This is a genomic window from Alicyclobacillus sp. TC (genome assembly GCF_016804365.1).
Taxonomy (GTDB): domain Bacteria; phylum Bacillota; class Bacilli; order Alicyclobacillales; family Alicyclobacillaceae; genus Alicyclobacillus_I; species Alicyclobacillus_I tolerans.
In genome coordinates this window covers 2,759,006-2,775,985 of the sequence record NZ_CP044434.1, presented here as the reverse complement: position 1 = coordinate 2,775,985, position 16,980 = coordinate 2,759,006, and the positions used below count along the sequence as shown (strand labels likewise).

The window sequence follows — 16,980 nt, the reverse complement described above, 5'->3', positions numbered from 1 at the left end:
TGATTGATCGTTGGCACACTTTCACTTTGTCTCCGTACAAGTTTTTCTATACAGACTAAACAGACTTGTTTCTACCAGTGTTGGATGGTTTCCATTCGTCTCTCATAATCGATACCAGTCATGTAATTTTGATACAATGTTGATAAGCAATCGTTTTGTTTTGAAAGCAGATGGATTTGCTTGAATAGGATTGGAGTCATTTTTGGCAATATGTTTTTTGAAGTTTGGGTCATGCGTGACCATGAGAGGGCTGCATAGGTATGATGCTCATTCATCTTCTTTATATTGTAACATTTTCCATTGATTTGGTGACTGCGGGGGTCATTATATTCCTTGAACGACGAGATGCTGCAGTAACTTGGGCATGGTTAATGGTTCTTTTGTTTGTTCCTATTGGTGGTTTTTTGTTGTACTTATTACTTGGAAAGAAATTAAATGGAGTAAAAATGTATCGGATTCGTCGTATGCAGAGAGAGTTTGTAAATGCGATTGTTGAAGCTCAAAAGACGAATCTCCGTGAAGGAAATATTGAATTTTACGATCCGTTTGTTCAGCGATACCAAGACCTTATTTATATGAATTTAGTCAGTAGTTATGCTGTTTTTACCCAAGATAATCGGGTGGAAGTTTTTTACGATGGACAGAGTAAATTTATTTCTTTATTAGATACTATTCGACAAGCGAAACATCATATTCATTTAGAATACTATATTTTTCGCCCTGATCGATTAGGTAGGCAACTTGTGTCCGCCTTGATTCAAAAAGCGAATGAGGGTGTTGAAGTCAGAGTTTTATATGATGCTGTTGGTAGTAAAGGATTGCATATGGATTTTTTTGGCGATTTGATTCAAGCAGGAGGATATGTTGCCCGCTTTTTTCCTTCTATTTTTCCTTTTTTCAATCCGCGTATGAATCATCGAAATCATCGTAAATTGGCGATTATTGATGGCAGAGTGGGTTATATTGGGGGATTTAATATTGGTGATGAATATCTTGGCCGTGATGTACGATTTGGAGCTTGGCGTGATACACATTTGAAAATTGAAGGGACGTCTGTGTTGGAAATGCAGGCTCTCTTTTTGATGGACTGGAATTTTGCCTCAAAAAAACGTCTTCGTGTAACGGATGACTATTTTCCTCTTCAACCTGATACAGGTGACGTAGGAGTTCAAATTGTTTCTAGTGGACCAAACAGTCGTTCAGAAACGATTCGAAATGCTTATGTAAAAATGATTTATTTAGCCAAACGGCAAATTTTAATTCAAAGTCCTTATTTTATTCCTGACGAAAGTTTGTTGACTGCACTAAAGACAGCGGCTCTTTCTGGTGTTGATGTAAGAATTATGCTACCTGATAAACCTGATCATTACTTGGTCTATTTTGCTTCGCGCTTTTATTTGGCGGAGCTTTTGGAGGTAGGCGTAAAGTTTTATTTGTATAAAAACGGTTTTTTACATGCCAAAACGGTTGTTATCGATAGTGAATTAGCATCCGTTGGCACTGCAAATCTTGATATTCGCAGTTTTAAATTAAACTTTGAAGTTAACGCTGTTTTGTATGACAGTCGAATCGCATGCCGGTTGGCGGATCTGTTTTATACGGATATTGAAAAAAGCTCTGAGTTGACTCGTGAGTTATATCAAAAACGTCCACATGCAGTTCGAATTGCTGAATCATGTGCCCGCTTGCTATCCCCCATTCTTTAATATGCCTTAACTAATGATTTGTACGGGTGTTCCATAATGGATGATGGAATAGACTGTCTTTGCGTTAATCATGGGTAGCTCTACGCAACCGAGACTTTGTGGGAAGCCGTAGGATGCGCGAATGAATCCATGGACAGCGTCACTATGATAGAAGTAATTGATAAAGGGTACTCCCGGATCGTCATAAGGAGTTCCGTTGGGATTGGTCCCACGCATGGTTTGTTCTTTTAATCGTAGATAGACTGGCCAGATACCGTTGGGCGTTGGACTTGCTGCTATTCCCGTATTAGCTAAACTTTTAAAAATGGGTTGACCGCTCTCCCACACTTGTAAGGTTTCAGGCTTTGTTTTTTGTACTTCAATATAAGTGTATGGTTGGCTGTTCTGTTGATGATGTAACAATGCTTGGTAGAGTGCTTGATTCACTTCTGGTCCGGCTATTCCATCCACAGCAAGTTGGTGTTGGTGTTCAAAACTCATGATTGCCCCTTGTGTAATGGCTGTCGCTTTGTAAGGATTCCAATCGTTTTGTAGGACTTCGGGATAGTTCCCTTTCCAAGACCACTGCACTGATAGTATGGGTTCTAACTGATGATGGACGAGTTGCGTTGCAAACTGACTTTCGATCATTTCTTCATTCTCTGTATCGTTTGTTGGTGTTGTGTATGTGGCCGCTGTTGTGCTTTGAAGTTCGGAAGTTTGTGGGTCGTTCCATGTCACAGGTAAATAACCTAATATGGCTAACGCTTCGTTATACCATAGTGCTTCATTGCCAGTCATTCCTCTCGTCAGGAGGGGAATCGTTTTTGGTTTTATAACGTCTACCTTGACTTTAACATGGGTATCGATGGGTTGGGTTTTTGCGTTGCCAGATATATCGGTTGTTGTGTGTGCAGATTTTAACGTGTCCCATGTGGAGCATCCGCTTACTGCACATATCGTAAGTGTTGTCAGAAGTAATGTAATGATTTGCGCCAATTTTATTTTCATACAAGGCACCATCCTAATTTCGATGTAAATATATGTATGATGACAATGTGGAAAGTGTAACAAAGACAGGACGTCAAATACTGTCGAAATTAAGTTTGCGTAGTGTAAAATTATGCAGAATGCTTGTCTGTCTTTCTTATTTCTTTCTGTCTAGGGTTGAGTTTATAGAGGTGGTGAATGTTTGTTATTGCGTGAAAGAGATTCTCGCTGCAGATTAAGAGTGATTTGTAAAGACCAACCAGGCATTATCAAATCTATTTCTGAATTCCTGTTCCTTCATGACGCTAATATTGTGGAATCTAATCAGTACACGAGTGAAGATGACAACTTGTTTTTTATGAGGATTGAATTTGAGATACCTTCAGTTGGAAGTTTAATTTATCGTTTACGTTCTGAGTTTGCTGAGATTGCGGATAGATTTGTTATGGATTATCACTTTGAACTCTCCAATCGTCGCAAACAACTTGTTATTTTTGTTTCTCGAGAAGAACATTGTTTACGAGAATTGTTATGGCAATGGGAAATAGGTCACTTGCATGCGGATATTTGCATGGTGATCAGCAATCATGATGATGCTCGTTTTTTGGTTGAATCTTTAGGGATACCTTTTCATTATTTGCCTGTTCGTCCAGACACGAAATCGATAATTGAAGAAAAACAACTTAACCTCATTGGAAAGCAAGTTGATTTTATTGTCTTGGCTAGATATATGCAGATTCTTTCCCCACATTTTTTAGCGGCATTTCCTAACCGTATCATTAATATTCATCATTCTTTTTTGCCGGCATTTGTAGGTTGTAATCCGTATGAACAGGCTTATCATCGTGGTGTAAAGTTAATTGGTGCGACTGCCCATTATGTGACTGAAGAATTGGATGAGGGACCTATTATTGAACAACAGGTTTTGCGGGTTAGCCATAGAGATTCAGTAAATGATCTGAAACGAATTGGTCAAAATGTGGAACGTTCCACATTATTTCAAGCTGTGAAGTGGCATGTGGAGGATCGGATTCTTGTGCATCGTAATAAAACTATTGTACTAGTATGATGATGAAGCAGTATGTTCTTAAAAAGGGGTGTATAAAATGTCGTCTTTGCAGGATATGGTTGGTGTTTCTTCGCAACCTGTAAAAAATGAGGTTGAAAAGGGAGCTATTCGAAAATTCGCTGAAGCGATAGGAGATAAAGATCCCGTTTACCGGGATGAGGAAGCGGCAAAAAAAGCTGGTTTTCCTGCCATTCCGGTTCCTCCTACTTTTTCTCGTACATTTGATTACGGAGAGATACCTGGTCTTGAGATGCCTAAAGCTGGGTTAATACATGGTGAGCAGAGATTTACATACCACAAACCTATCTATGCTGGAGATGTAGTTTTTTGCAGTCGTAAATTGTTAAAAGTGCGCGAGAGCTCAGGTCGGCTAGGTAGCATGACATTTTACATGTTTGAAGCTGAAGTTAGGAACAGTGCTGGAGAACTTTTGTTGGTTGAAAATTTAACAGTTATTCGTACGGGAGGTGCTAAGTGATGAATCCTTTATTCACGATTGGGCAGGAGTTACCTCGTTTGATCAAGCCACCCATAACGAAAACACAACTGGTTATGTATTCTGGTGCATCAGGTGATTTTAATCCCATTCATACGGTGGACGAGTTTGCAATTGAAGCGGGCCTTGGTGGAGTTATCGCGCATGGTATGCTGACCATGGCTTTTGTGGGACAAATGATTAAGGATACGGTTAAGCCTTATCAAGGCCGAATTTTACAGTTTGGGGTTCGATTTCAGGAAATGGTTCGGCCTGGGGATGTTGTTACTTGTAGTGGTAAAGTAACAAAAATAGAAGAGCAAGGTACGGAATATTACGTTGAGTGTGATATTGAAGCTCATACTCAGAATGGAGCTCGTGTTGTAGCAGGTTCGGCTACTTTTATGGTTCCTCAGCAGTAATGATTTTCTCTTTTCTTGGGGCTGTCCCAAAAGTCATCGTAGATGACTGAGGGATAGCCCCTTTGGTGTAAACAAAAAGAAATCGCCTTTTGGTAAAATGGAAGTGTGAGCAACCAAAACACCAAAGGAGCGATTTCTTTGTTTATTGAGTATAACATGGATCAGCAATACCTCCCAATGGATTTGGAGTTAGACATTCCCCCTGGTCACATCTCTCGGGTGGTAAACACAGCCGTTAACCGCCTAGATGACACCATTTTTAAAACGGCTTACCCTGGCGGCGGTCGGGATAGTTACCATCCCAAAATGATGACCAAAATTGTGATTTATGCCTATACACAACGTATATATTCCTCTCGCCAAATCGCCAAAGCTGTTCGAGAGAACGTACCGTTCATGTGGTTAGCTGGAAGACAAACACCGGACTTCCGGACGATTAACAGATTCAGAACGGAACGCATGAAGGACGTTTTGGAGAAAATCTTCACCGGCGTACTAGAACTACTGGTTGAAGAGGGATACGTCAAGCTGGAGAACTACTTTGTTGACGGCACGAAGATTGAAGCCAACGCGAATCGATACACATTTGTCTGGGGAAAGGCTGTTGCCAAGCATAAAGCTCGACTTCAGGAGAACGTGAAAACACTCTTTTCCAACATAGAGGAATTGGAACGACAAGAGGAGCTTGAGCATAGTGGTGATGACTTACTTGAGTTGGGTGAGTCCTCGCAGTTGACCAGTGAAAAGCTGGAGCAGGCTGTACAAAATCTAGAAGCTCGACTACAAGAAAGACCGAAGGACAAGCCGCTTCGGCGAAGTGTACGCCAAATTCGTCGGGATCTTCTGCCTCGCCTACAGAAGTACGAATCGCAAGAACAGACACTTGGTGACCGGAATAGCTTCAGTAAAACTGACCCGGATGCTACGTTTATGAGAATGAAAGAAGACCATATGAAAAATGGACAATTAAAGCCAGGTTACAATGTTCAAATAGGTACGGAAAACCAGTTTATTTTGGGGTATACCCTACACCAGCGTCCAACGGATACAAGATGCCTGATCCCACATCTAAAACAGGTAAAAGACCGTCTAGGCAAACTTCCAAGAACAATTATTGCAGATGCAGGATACGGTGGCGAAGAGAATTACGCGTATCTCGAAAAAGAAGAACTTGATGGCGTTGTAAAGTACAACACATTTCACAAAGAGCAGTCTAAGACGTGGAAGAATGACCCAAGCCGAGTTGAGAATTGGCACTACGATGCTGAGCAGGATGTATGGACGTGTTTGAATGGACGAAAGCTGACATTTTGGGGGCAAAGCAACAGAAACACTGATAATGGATACCAGACACAGCTACGAACATACCGAAGCGAGAACTGTGAAGGGTGTTTACTTCGGGAACGTTGTACAAAGTCCGCTGGTAATAGGGAGATTCGAGTGAGCCTGCAGTATCTGCTCTACAAGCAGCAAGCAGCCGAACGACTTAAGAGTCCAGAAGGAAGGGACTTAGCCATACGGCGAATGACTGAAGTGGAGAGCGTATTTGGACAGATAAAGAACAACCGTGGATTCAGACGATTCCTACTCCGAAACCTGCCCAAGGTTACCATGGAAGTTGGGTGGATTTCACTTGCCCACAATTTGTTGAAGAAAGCCGCGATTGACGAAATGAGGCACAGGGTTGGATGAGGAGATCTCATCCTTTTCTAAACCTCCAATGAAAAATCCCCAACCACAAACGAAGGGGCTGCCCGTCAGCGGTTTTCAACCGCTTTTGGGACAGCCCCTTTTTATTTTGATTTCACTTTTTTCGATAACGGGTTTAGGGGTTAATGAATATATGAATTTAGTAGTTAACTAGTATATTCATTTATTTATTAACCCATAAATTCATAAATGCATTGATGTTTGACGATAATCTAGCACAATCTCTATAATGAGTGGTAGGTAGGATAGTGATTACAGAATGACAGTTTTGCTGGACAGAGGAAAGAATGATTAAAAGGAGAGCAGCCCATGGCCAAGGAATCCAATATGAAAGAAACAAAACTCGTTATCGCTGTCGACAATGGCAATAGTTTTGTTAAGGCAGCATATGAAAATATTGATCAAACTTTCATGTTTCCCAATGTAATTTTCCAATCGGATATCAAACGAAAAGTGATTCTAAACCAAGGCTCTCCCATAGAAAATTTAGATGTGGAAATTGTCTCTCCAGCGATTCCGGAAGGGGCAGGAAGAAATTATCACGTGGGTGTCTTAGCATCTCGAAATGCTCGCGCCCAATCCATTGTTGGTTATCGGGCAGCCCAGATGAAATCGCAACGAGTAGAGACGCTCATTACAACGTTAACCGCCATCGCTTATGCAGCTGCGCAAAAACATGCGCAAGATATCCAGAACGGAGTTAAAAAATTACGAGTCGATGTACAACTTGGTATCGGATTACCTATAGCAGAAGTGGGAGAAGCAGCACTATTTGAAGAAAAACTGACAGCCGGAATTCATACCGTACAATTTAAATCAACACCCGAGTATGCTGGAGTTGTAGTCGAACTGGATATTGCGCTGCCTGATGGAGTAAATGTTGATAACGTGGCTGGTATTATTGATATTGCCAGTGAAAAAGGGAATTCACTTGCCAACAAAGCTTTTGGAGTGGCTGATCTCGGTGGAATTGACCTGGATATTGCATTTTTTCGACCAGGTTTGCAACTTGACGACTATACTTCCACAGGATTTCGAATTAATTTAAACGACATTGTCACTAAAATTCGCAAAGATTTTAATACTGCTATGGGACAAGAGTATTTAAGCAGTGATGTCAATGTAGTAGAAAGATTGGTTCATAAAGATTATGAAGTACGATGGCAGGGTTTAGTTAAAGGAAGTATTGCTGATATTGCAAATTTGCACTTAAGCGAGTTGGCCCGAGAAGTACTGGATAGAGTACTTGATGCGTGGGCAGCTGCACCAGAAGCGGAAGAATTTTTATTTATCGGTGGCGGATCGGCCATACTCAGCCCCTATATAAAAGAGTTAGACCGACAAGGACATCCACTTCGTTTTGATACACCAGAATTAGCACAAATGCGTAATTTGCGTGGAACTTTCCGCTCTTTAGCGACCGCTTTGTCGCCAGCTCAAATGGAAATAGCTTCAGCAGAGGCTGATAAAGCGTGAATGAGCGGCGAGAGCGGCGTCGCAGGGAAAAGACAGTTCGACATGGAGATTTGATTCATATTTATATTGCGTCTGACACGCCGCAAGAAGTTGTAAATTTTATTAATCAACTAAAGAGCGAAGGCGATTTTAGCTACGAGATATTGAGAATTGTGGAGCAACATCTAAAACAATCGAGAATCATGACAAGTGATACAACGGTAGACAAAGTGAAAGAAAACATAGACATGGAGGCTTTAGAATCGATACCCGTTAGAACAGATGAAAAGCAAACAAATGTAACTCGCCCATCAGTGGAGAATAAAACGCTAAATCAAGTCACAGGGGGAGAATCCATTACAGCTTCGACAGATGAACAATCAGTTAGCCAATCGCACACGGCAGAAACTCCTGCAAGTTTACCCATGAAGGCAATAGAAGCGCTTCGTCGCCAGCGTATGGCACTCGTTCAACAGGCACCACGTCAACAAGAAAATTAATTCAGTCATCATCCCTGAGTTTCAGTATACTTTGAATAGAAGAAGAGGAAACGAGGGGAGATGACGATTGATATGAGATTTACAGAAATGTTGTATGAGAAACCGGATATACAGGAGATGGCGGAAAAGTTTTCCCTATTAATAGAAAAGTTTGAGAGTAGTACATCTGCCGAAAAACAAGATGAAGTTTTGGAAGAAATACAACGATTGAGAATGGACTACAATTCTCGGCAGTCGTTGGTCTACATAAGGCATAGTATGAACACCGAAGATGAATTTTACAAAGAACAGCAGGCATATTTTGATCAGAATGGCCCCATTATGGAGGGGATGATTAATAAATATTATCAGAAACTCATCAATTCACCTTTTCGTCGTGAACTAGAGCTCAAATGGGGAAAACAGCTTTTCCGAATCGCAGAAAATAGTGTAAAAACATTTGATGAATCCATCATCCCGTATTTACAAAAAGAAAATCAGCTTATAACAAGTTATCAACAATTGATGGCAGCAGCCAATATAGAGTTTCAAGGCCAAATACTCAATCTCTCGCAGCTAGGTCCCTACGTTCAGTCAACGAATCGCGAAACAAGGAAAGACGCACAAGAAAGCTTGTGGAATTATTTTTTAGAAAGAGAAGAAGATTTAAATAATATTTATGACGAATTAGTCCATGTTCGACATGAAATGGCCAGAAAACTTGGCTATCCAAGTTTTGTGGAACTCGCCTATGCAAGACTGAATCGAACAGATTATGATGCCGCAATGGTAGCCCGCTTTAGGCGGCAGGTTAAACAGGAAATAGTACCCATAGCAAGTAGACTCCGTGAGGAGCAAAGAAACAGACTGCAACTGGAGAACCTTCGATACTATGATGAGTCGTTGACTTTTGCTAATGGAAATCCCCATCCACACGGAAACGCAGATTGGATTATAGCTCAAGCAGCTCAGATGTATGAAGAACTTTCTCCTGAAACGGGGCAGTTTTTCCGCAATATGCAGGAGAACGAATTAATGGATTTGCTGGCTCAGAAGGGAAAAGCGGTAGGTGGGTACTGCACGGTAATTCCTAAATACGAAGCCCCCTTTATTTTTGCTAATTTTAATGGCACTTATCATGATGTTACTGTACTGACTCATGAAGCTGGGCATGCTTTTCAGAGTTATATGAGCCGAAAATTGCCGGTACCTGAATATTTATTTCCAACTTTAGAAGCATGTGAAATCCATTCTATGAGTATGGAATTTATCACATGGCCCTGGATGGATAACTTCTTTGCAGAAGATGCGGATAAATTTCGCTATAAACATCTATCAGAGGCGCTAACTTTTATTCCATATGGCGTGGCAGTAGATGAATTTCAACATCAAATCTATAGCGAACCCAATCTATCACCAAGGGAACGCAAAGAAATATGGTCGAACATAGAGAAAGAATATTTACCGCATCGAGATTATGAAAATAATCCATTTCTTGAGGCGGGTGGATATTGGCAGCACCAAACGCACATCTACACAAATCCTTTTTATTATATTGATTACACCTTGGCTCAAGTGTGTGCGTTTCAATTTTGGAAAAAAAGGCAAGAGAATCCCGAAGAAGCCTGGAAAGATTATTTGCGCATATGCAGGGTAGGGGGAAGTCGTTCCTTTCTCGATATTGTTCGAGAAGGAAGGCTGATGTCACCTTTTCAAGAAGGGGCAGTAGCATCCGTCACAGCACCTATAACTCGTTGGTTAGATAGTGTGGACGCTAGTCGATTTTAGATTGACTAAGGTTTGACAATCTGCGCGTTGTAACAAGAATACTCCTGATGTTATCCATGTTGAATAGGACTGCCCCATGGAAGAACGAGTGGGACAGTCCTATGCTGATGATAAAAGTCGTATTCGTCTTTACAGGTTTATTGGCGATGTTTTCCTACAAGCTGTTCGATTTCAGAAACCGTTTTGGGAATAGCCTGTGACAAGACTTCGTGTCCGTTTTCAGTTACCCAAATATCATCTTCAATTCTTATACCAATCTTCTCCTTGGCAATATACAATCCAGGTTCTATGGTAATCACCATACCAAGCGCCAGGGGAACATCGCGATCGCCCACATCATGTGTATCCAATCCCAACGGGTGACCGACGCTATGGTAATAATATTCGTCAATCTCATCCTTCGATTTTGCGATTCCCAAACGAACAACAGATTCGGCTAAAGAATCTTTAGCCACTTGATTCAGCTCAGACCAAGTGACGCCGGGACGCACAGCGGCAATCACTTTTTCCTCCGCTTCAAGAACCGATTCATATATAGCCTTTTGGCGTTCGGAAAATTTACCGTTGACCGGAAAAGTCCGCGAAATATCAGCCGCATAGTATCCGCTTGAGGCTCCTAGATCGAGCAAAACGAGTTCGCCATCTTCGGCAGTTAAGTCGTTACTGACATAATGAAGGATGGTAGCGCGCTCACCAGCAGCAACAATGGGCGGGAAAGCGTGTTCTGAAACGCCGTGGCTACGAAGTGTAAAATCAAAGTAAGCCTCCAGTTGATATTCTTTCATTCCAGGTTGGCTGTGCGCCCAAAGATTTTGAATAGCCTCGTTAGTAACAGCAATGGCTTTACGAATTTCTTCAATTTCAGCAGATGATTTAATCAAGCGCATTTGACTCAATGTATAGTGTAAATTGCGAATCGTCAGTCCAGGATAGTTACGTTGTATGGTGTTTGCAAAGCGGTGTGAAAGACTGATGGGCTCCTGTTGTAATTGGTTTTGATCAAAATCCAGGTAGCAATATTGGAGATTTTGCCAACTCAACATGCGTCCGAGGATATTTTCGAATGATTCCCTAGGCTGGACATCATCGATATGACTGAGTGATTTCACGGTTTCAGGAGTCATATAGAAACCTACCCATTTTTCTAAATCAGGATTAGTTTTAGGTGTAAACAGGGTCTCAGAGATTTTTCCATTTCTTTTGCTGATCAGCAAAATCTGATTTTCTCTGTCGCAGCCCGTCAAATAATAGAAGTTGCGATTGACACTAAAAGGATAATCATGATCTTCCGATTGAGGAATACGGGTTCCAGAAAATAGCAAAGCAAAAGAATTGTCCTCCATTGCAGCAGCTACTGCTGCACGGCGTATTTTTCTGTCTTCCAAATGACCCACGAAGTTTGCCTCCTTAGTATATTCTAGAAATCAAAACGGTAGGGAAAATCGGTTCAGGTAAAGTTGGGTGGAGAGAATAAAGGCTTGTTAGAAGAACCGAGCAAATTTTGAGCAGCAGCTCGAATGAGAGCTTCTGCAGTTGCCAAGTTGGTTGCCACAGGAACATTATGTACATCACAAATGCGCAAAAGTGCAGAAATATCAGGCTCATGCGGTTGGGCAGTTAACGGATCGCGCAAAAAAATGACCATATCCATTTGATCTGTAGCAATCAATGCACCAATTTGTTGATCGCCACCAATTGGGCCGGACTGCAGTCGTTCGACCTGCAGGGATGTAGCTTCCATGATTCGTAAACCTGTTGTGCCTGTAGCGAAAAGTTGATGTTGAAGGAGAAAAGATTCATAGGCAACTGCAAAGTTGACCATCCAGTCTTTTAGATTATCATGGGCAATCAATGCAATTTTCATCATGGCATCACCGGCCTTTTTGGTAGAATGAAAGTAACCAACTTGTCTCTTTATATGAATTCCACATGTGAGTCATTCAAACCTTTCAAACAAATCTAACGTACAGCTACTCGGGAGATTTCATCGTCTTGCCATATCTTATTGGCATTTTCAATGAGTTGTATAACTGCTTTCTCTCCAAACCGTTCTTCAATGCCTTGGTATGCAGCGACCAGTGCAGGAGGGCGGGCGTTGGTGTTATGGCTGTCAGACGCAATGACGCTGGCATATCCGGTCTCCAGCAAAGTCCATGCCAGACGATTCACAGGTCGATCCGCTTTGGCGGAAGGTATAAAACAGCTGGCTGTTAATTGGAAACTAGCGCCAGTAGCTAACAGTTGATCGACTAAGTCAAATGACTTTTGCAATTCAACAAGTCTTTCAGGATGGGCAATAATGGGGTGCAATCCTGCGGATGTAACACGTTTCACAAATTGCAGAGTAGTTTGAGCGAGTCCAAGGTTGGGAAGTTCCAGAAGAATGTAATGAGTGTCTCCGAGGCGGGGCCAATCACTATCTTTTAGCCGTTCCAATTGTTGCAGATGGACGCGCATTTCAGCACCCAGTTGAATTGCGGGCCATGCTGATTTTTGAGGAGTGGACTGCAGAAGATCATAGGCTGAAGTCATTTGCTGAAGAGAGACTTCAAAAGAGGGAGAAAGGTAGTGGGATGTGCAGAAAATTCGATCGACTCCTACTGCATGCATGGCTGTCAGTAGATGTTCGGTTTCTTCCATATTTTCCGGACCATCGTCAAGATTCGGTAAAACGTGTGTGTGAATATCTGTTATCGTATAATGCTTGTACATAATTTAATATCGTTCCTTTCTATGGATGATCTGTCCAGCAGAATGGTTCCAATCGGGGATATGTCTTTTCGACAGACCTCGACATATTTCTTGGGAAATGATTAAATTCTATCTACGCTCGTGAAACGAGGAGATAAACATGGACCAACCGATCCAACCTATTGTGGACGCACTGAGTCGGCCATTGAAAGATTTGCGGATTTCAGTCACTGACAGGTGTAATTTTCGCTGTACCTATTGTATGCCAAAAGAGATTTTCGGATCGAATTATTCTTTTCTTCCCCACGAGAAAATCTTGACATTTGAAGAAGTTGAGCGGTTGGTAAGGATTTTTTCGCAGCTTGGTGTAGAAAAAATTCGCATTACCGGGGGAGAGCCCTTATTACGTAAAGATCTTGAAGAGTTAATCCACAAAATTGCGCTTGTAGATACCATTCGCGATATTGCCTTAACTACCAATGCGTCCATGCTTACGCTTCAACGCGCACAACGTTTGCGAGAAGCAGGTTTAAAACGTTTGACAGTTTCGCTGGACTCTTTGCAAGATAACATTTTTGGCAGCATGAACGGAGTAAGGTTTCCGGTTCAGCGTGTGCTACAGGGCATTCAAGCAGCAAAAGAAGCCGGTTTTACGTCAGTTAAAGTAAATATGGTTGTTCAAAAAGGGAAAAATGACAACGCAATCATAGAGATGGCTGAATATTTCCGGGGTACGGGCCATGTTTTGCGCCTTATTGAGTACATGGATGTAGGTACCACCAATGGCTGGAGTCTGCAAGATGTGGTTTCCGCAAATGAGATACTGTTGAAAATTTCTAGTCGTTGGCCACTTGAACCGATACCAGCGAGATCGCCTAATGATGTAGCCAAACGTTACCGTTATCTGGATGGGGAAGGTGAAATCGGCCTGATTACCTCAGTCACTAACCCCTTCTGTCATGGTTGTTCGCGAGCGCGACTTTCTTCAGATGGAAAAGTTTACACTTGTTTGTTTGCGGCAGATGGATTAGATATCAAAACACCCATGCGCGAAGGTGCTAGTGACAAGGAAATTAAAGAAATATTGTGTTCGCTGTGGCAACACAGGCGAGATCGATACTCAGAGATCCGTACGGACGCTACTGTCGCTTTGCCCAAGGTCGAGATGTCCCGTATCGGGGGATAATTGTTGTTCTAGCTCTTCCATCCGCGCAGTACGTTCTGACAATTCATTTTCCAGTTGGCTACATTTGCGACGCAGACGCAGTTGTGAAACGAGTCCAAAACTGCCTACAATTATGCCGCCTGCAGCAGCGGAACCGAGAATAATCAGAACAAGTGGAACATAAGCAGTAGCAAAGAGAAAGTTAATAGGTTCTTGATGGACATTGATCACCGCAAAAATAGCTACAATGACAGCAAAAAGTAGAGCTAATATCAATCGACCTTGAATTTTCATGATAGAATCACCAGCCTTTCTTCTATTTTTTTCAGAAGGAAGTCATATTTAACTTAGATGGGATATGAACTATTGTACCGAAAAGAGGCACAGACATGTGCTGAAGTTGCAAAAATATTGGCACGTCTGGAGCGGTTTTCTGCATACGGTATGGAGAGTCATACCTCAGCATGAAACGTTCAGAGGAGGAAAATCACGTGCCAAACCGAGCAGGTCGCAGTGTATCCGGGAAGAAAAACCGCACGGTGACTGCCAGAAAAAAGGGGCGGGTGCAAGAACAACCTATTCAATCCATGGAACAGCCCGCTGTTGAAGCACAAACCAGTTCCAACCGTGCCGACGGAACGCCCTCAATACATTGAAAAATAATTTGAGTGGCAAGCGTAAGGCTATTTTTGAAATTCTTGACGATGTCAAGAAGGTTAAACCAGAACAATGGAAAGATCCTCAACAAGTTGAAAATTTAGCTAAATCTTTTGCCAACAAATTAGGATTACCTGTTCCTGAACAGCGTATTAAACAGTTCATGAATGCTTATACAGACGCTACCAAAAATGGACCAAATGCCAATGTGGATGAATTGGTGAAAAAATACGGAAAAAATGTGGATGATAAAACTTTAAAAGAGATTAAAAAATTTGTACCCAAAACAAAAGATTGAAAGCCATGTTTGATAGGAGGTGTCCTGCCAGCTGTATAACGGCTGACAGGACACCTTTTTGCCCTCAGCATATGTGGGAATTTAAAATGGCCTGCCTTTCTATAGGAGAGGCAGGCCCTATGTCAAGAAAATCTATTTTACATCATTCCTGGCGGGGGAAGAGTAGGATTTCGTGCTGCCGGTTGTTGACCAGAGCCGTTTTGTCCAGATGAATTTTGATTGGTTGCAGCAGATGCGGTCGGTTCAGGTGTTGCAGGAGTTTCTTCCGAACTCGTTTCGCCACCACCTAAACCTTGGAGCATCCGTCCGCCTAAGGGTGTGTTAAGAATGGTAGCAAAGATGGTTGTAAAATCTTCTGTGGTCAGTTTGCCTTTCTTTTTGGAAGTTAGCTTCTCAAGGATCCCCGCCTCTTTTAAAGAAGTCGTTGTTCCATAGATGCTATCCAGCCAAACATCTGCCTGTTGGAGATAGGAAAGCCAATTTTTGACCGTCGAGCGCAGATTGTCTACTGCTTTAAAAGAATTCTGTATATTTTTGGGTGTCAACAGTTGAGATAATGTTTGCGACTGCTTTTTTTTGTTTGTTGACGAACCGTTACTTTGGTTTGGATTTGGAAGTGAAGTGGTAGACTTTGGTGTTGCGGCCTTTCCAGCCGTCTTACGTCTTTTGGTTGCGCTTGGCAATGCTTTTTTAGGAACAGGAGTTTTTGTAGCCACGCTTGTCACCTCCTCGCTTCATGGGCGCAAATACGACAAGCAACCTAGATTTGCGCCCATTGTTTGGCGAGACCGAACGGTCTTTGAGGGACCGAACTATTTTCGCATTCCACTCCTATCGTATTGAATTTGGCCATGGAGTGTGCACATTGCGAGGAGATGAAATAAGTTAGCAATTTAATTCAGCATGTTATGAAAAGCAGCTATACGTCTGACAGCTTCCTCCACGTCTTGCATTGAGACCGCATAAGAAAGGCGGATATTATTCGGGGCTCCAAAGGCTTCCCCTGGAACAACTGCAACCAACTGTTTTTCCAGCAACAGTTCAGCATAGTCAACCGCTGTTTCAATGATCCGGTTTTCATACCGTTTGCCAAAAACTGCAGAGACGTTTGGGAAAACGTAAAATGCACCCTCCGGATTAAGGCAACTGAGTCCAGAGATCTGATTGAGCCCCTTTACTAAACAGTCACGGCGAGCATGGAACGCTTGAATCATAGTTGTGTCTAAGGATTGAAGTGCGGCGACTCCAGCCGCCTGAGACATGGTGGAGGGCGATCCGGTTCCATGGCTTTGCAGTGATGCAACAGCTTTAGCGAGATCGGGCGGGGCAGCTAAATATCCCAGCCTCCATCCAGTCATAGCGAAAGCTTTGGAAAAACCATTGACGAGCAGGGTACGATCGATGAGTTGTGGACAAGCTTCGGCAAAAGAAGTGAAAGCTACGTTGTAAACTAATTTTTCGTAAATTTCGTCTGAAACTATCCATGCATTGTGGTTCTCCAAAATTTTTCCAAGCAACGCTAATTCATTGCGGCTGTATACAGCTCCAGTTGGATTGCAGGGAGAATTTAGCAAAACAGCTTTTGTTTTTTCGTTAAGCGCTGCCTGCAATTGCTGGGGTGTCATCTTAAAACCGCTCGATTCGTCTGTTTTTACAAAGACTGGGATACCACCAGCTAAGCGAATTTGCTCAGGATAAGAGACCCAGTAGGGAGTCGGAACTATCACTTCATCACCAGGATTGAGAATGGCCAAGAAAATGTTAAATAATGTATGTTTGGCGCCATTGGAAACAACAATTTGTTCGGGCGTATAGGTGAGATGGTTTTCTGTCTGTAATTTTTTGGCGATTGCTTGGCGTAATTCCGGCGTTCCAGCAGCAGCCGTATAGCGTGTTTTGCCATTAGCAATGGCACGAATGCCAGCTAAGGAAGCCGCGGTGGGTGTGTCAAAATCAGGTTCACCGACGCTCATATTGATAACAGGTTGGCCGGCTTGCAGCAAAGATTTTGTTTTAGCGTCGACACTCATGGTGGCGGATGGGGTTAATTGGCTGACGCGAAGGGATAGTCTATTCACCTCGGGCGGACTCCTCTC

18 protein-coding genes are annotated in these 16,980 nt (G+C 42.4%); 11 read left to right on the top strand and 7 right to left on the bottom strand.

Annotated features, from left to right (window positions below):
* Nucleotides 1-260: 260 nt before the first annotated feature.
* Nucleotides 261-1,706: a cardiolipin synthase gene (gene cls / locus FY534_RS13555; RefSeq protein WP_203114869.1), complete on the top strand. Its 1,446-nt coding sequence runs from the start codon at nt 261-263 to the stop codon at nt 1,704-1,706.
* 6 nt (nt 1,707-1,712) lie between these two features.
* Here cls and FY534_RS13550 read toward each other — a convergent pair whose 3' ends face one another.
* On the bottom strand, nt 1,713-2,696 hold the full coding sequence (locus FY534_RS13550; RefSeq protein WP_203114868.1) for a L,D-transpeptidase: 984 nt from the start codon (nt 2,694-2,696) through the stop codon (nt 1,713-1,715).
* 181 nt (nt 2,697-2,877) lie between these two features.
* On the opposite strand from FY534_RS13550, the gene purU reads away from it, so the two are divergent.
* From purU to FY534_RS13515, 7 genes are all read left to right on the top strand, one after another.
* Nucleotides 2,878-3,744: a formyltetrahydrofolate deformylase gene (gene purU / locus FY534_RS13545; RefSeq protein WP_203114867.1), complete on the top strand. Its 867-nt coding sequence runs from the start codon at nt 2,878-2,880 to the stop codon at nt 3,742-3,744.
* A 37-nt stretch (nt 3,745-3,781) separates the two neighbouring features.
* Nucleotides 3,782-4,222, top strand: coding sequence for a MaoC family dehydratase N-terminal domain-containing protein (locus tag FY534_RS13540; protein WP_203114866.1), 441 nt, complete (start codon nt 3,782-3,784; stop codon nt 4,220-4,222).
* Complete coding sequence (locus tag FY534_RS13535) at nt 4,222-4,641, top strand: MaoC/PaaZ C-terminal domain-containing protein (protein WP_072874370.1); 420 nt, start codon at nt 4,222-4,224, stop codon at nt 4,639-4,641. The genes FY534_RS13540 and FY534_RS13535 overlap by 1 nt, the downstream gene beginning before the upstream one ends.
* Nucleotides 4,642-4,779: 138 nt before the next feature.
* The gene (locus FY534_RS13530; protein WP_203115601.1) at nt 4,780-6,333 is read left to right on the top strand and encodes an IS1182 family transposase; all 1,554 of its coding nucleotides are present in this window, start codon (nt 4,780-4,782) and stop codon (nt 6,331-6,333) included.
* Between the two features lie 327 nt (nt 6,334-6,660).
* A complete protein-coding gene (locus FY534_RS13525) occupies nt 6,661-7,827 on the top strand; it encodes a ParM/StbA family protein (RefSeq protein WP_203114865.1) in 1,167 nt (388 codons plus the stop codon).
* On the top strand, nt 7,824-8,306 hold the full coding sequence (locus FY534_RS13520) for a hypothetical protein (protein ID WP_203114864.1): 483 nt from the start codon (nt 7,824-7,826) through the stop codon (nt 8,304-8,306). Before FY534_RS13525 ends, FY534_RS13520 begins: the two co-directional genes overlap by 4 nt.
* Before the next feature lie 72 nt (nt 8,307-8,378).
* Nucleotides 8,379-10,073, top strand: a complete 1,695-nt coding sequence (locus FY534_RS13515; protein ID WP_203115656.1) for a M3 family oligoendopeptidase — start codon at nt 8,379-8,381, stop codon at nt 10,071-10,073.
* Between the two features lie 137 nt (nt 10,074-10,210).
* Here FY534_RS13515 and FY534_RS13510 read toward each other — a convergent pair whose 3' ends face one another.
* The 3 genes from FY534_RS13510 to FY534_RS13500 form a co-directional block, all read right to left on the bottom strand.
* Nucleotides 10,211-11,467 (bottom strand): aminopeptidase P family protein, encoded by a 1,257-nt coding sequence (locus FY534_RS13510; RefSeq protein ID WP_238413588.1) that lies wholly within the window; start codon nt 11,465-11,467, stop codon nt 10,211-10,213.
* 53 nt (nt 11,468-11,520) lie between these two features.
* Nucleotides 11,521-11,937, bottom strand: a complete 417-nt coding sequence (gene mgsA / locus FY534_RS13505; RefSeq protein WP_203114863.1) for a methylglyoxal synthase — start codon at nt 11,935-11,937, stop codon at nt 11,521-11,523.
* Nucleotides 11,938-12,032: 95 nt separating this feature from the next.
* Entirely contained in the window at nt 12,033-12,785 is a 753-nt protein-coding gene (locus FY534_RS13500; RefSeq protein WP_203114862.1) for a tyrosine-protein phosphatase, read from the bottom strand.
* Nucleotides 12,786-12,924: 139 nt separating this feature from the next.
* On the opposite strand from FY534_RS13500, the gene moaA reads away from it, so the two are divergent.
* On the top strand, nt 12,925-13,950 hold the full coding sequence (gene moaA, locus FY534_RS13495; RefSeq protein WP_304503218.1) for a GTP 3',8-cyclase MoaA: 1,026 nt from the start codon (nt 12,925-12,927) through the stop codon (nt 13,948-13,950).
* Here moaA and FY534_RS13490 read toward each other — a convergent pair.
* Complete coding sequence (locus tag FY534_RS13490) at nt 13,885-14,223, bottom strand: LapA family protein (protein WP_203114861.1); 339 nt, start codon at nt 14,221-14,223, stop codon at nt 13,885-13,887. The genes moaA and FY534_RS13490 overlap by 66 nt on opposite strands.
* A gap of 197 nt (nt 14,224-14,420) precedes the next feature.
* On the opposite strand from FY534_RS13490, the gene FY534_RS13485 reads away from it, so the two are divergent.
* Both FY534_RS13485 and FY534_RS13480 read left to right on the top strand, forming a co-directional pair.
* Nucleotides 14,421-14,585 carry a hypothetical protein gene (locus FY534_RS13485; protein ID WP_203114860.1) on the top strand — a complete coding sequence of 55 codons (165 nt, stop codon included), beginning with the start codon at nt 14,421-14,423 and terminating at the stop codon, nt 14,583-14,585.
* Complete coding sequence (locus tag FY534_RS13480) at nt 14,582-14,884, top strand: hypothetical protein (RefSeq protein ID WP_203114859.1); 303 nt, start codon at nt 14,582-14,584, stop codon at nt 14,882-14,884. The genes FY534_RS13485 and FY534_RS13480 overlap by 4 nt, the downstream gene beginning before the upstream one ends.
* A gap of 137 nt (nt 14,885-15,021) precedes the next feature.
* Here FY534_RS13480 and FY534_RS13475 read toward each other — a convergent pair whose 3' ends face one another.
* Nucleotides 15,022-15,600, bottom strand: a complete 579-nt coding sequence (locus FY534_RS13475; protein ID WP_072874362.1) for a hypothetical protein — start codon at nt 15,598-15,600, stop codon at nt 15,022-15,024.
* 177 nt (nt 15,601-15,777) lie between these two features.
* Nucleotides 15,778-16,914: a pyridoxal phosphate-dependent aminotransferase gene (locus tag FY534_RS13470; RefSeq protein ID WP_203115653.1), complete on the bottom strand. Its 1,137-nt coding sequence runs from the start codon at nt 16,912-16,914 to the stop codon at nt 15,778-15,780.
* Nucleotides 16,915-16,980 lie beyond the last annotated feature (66 nt).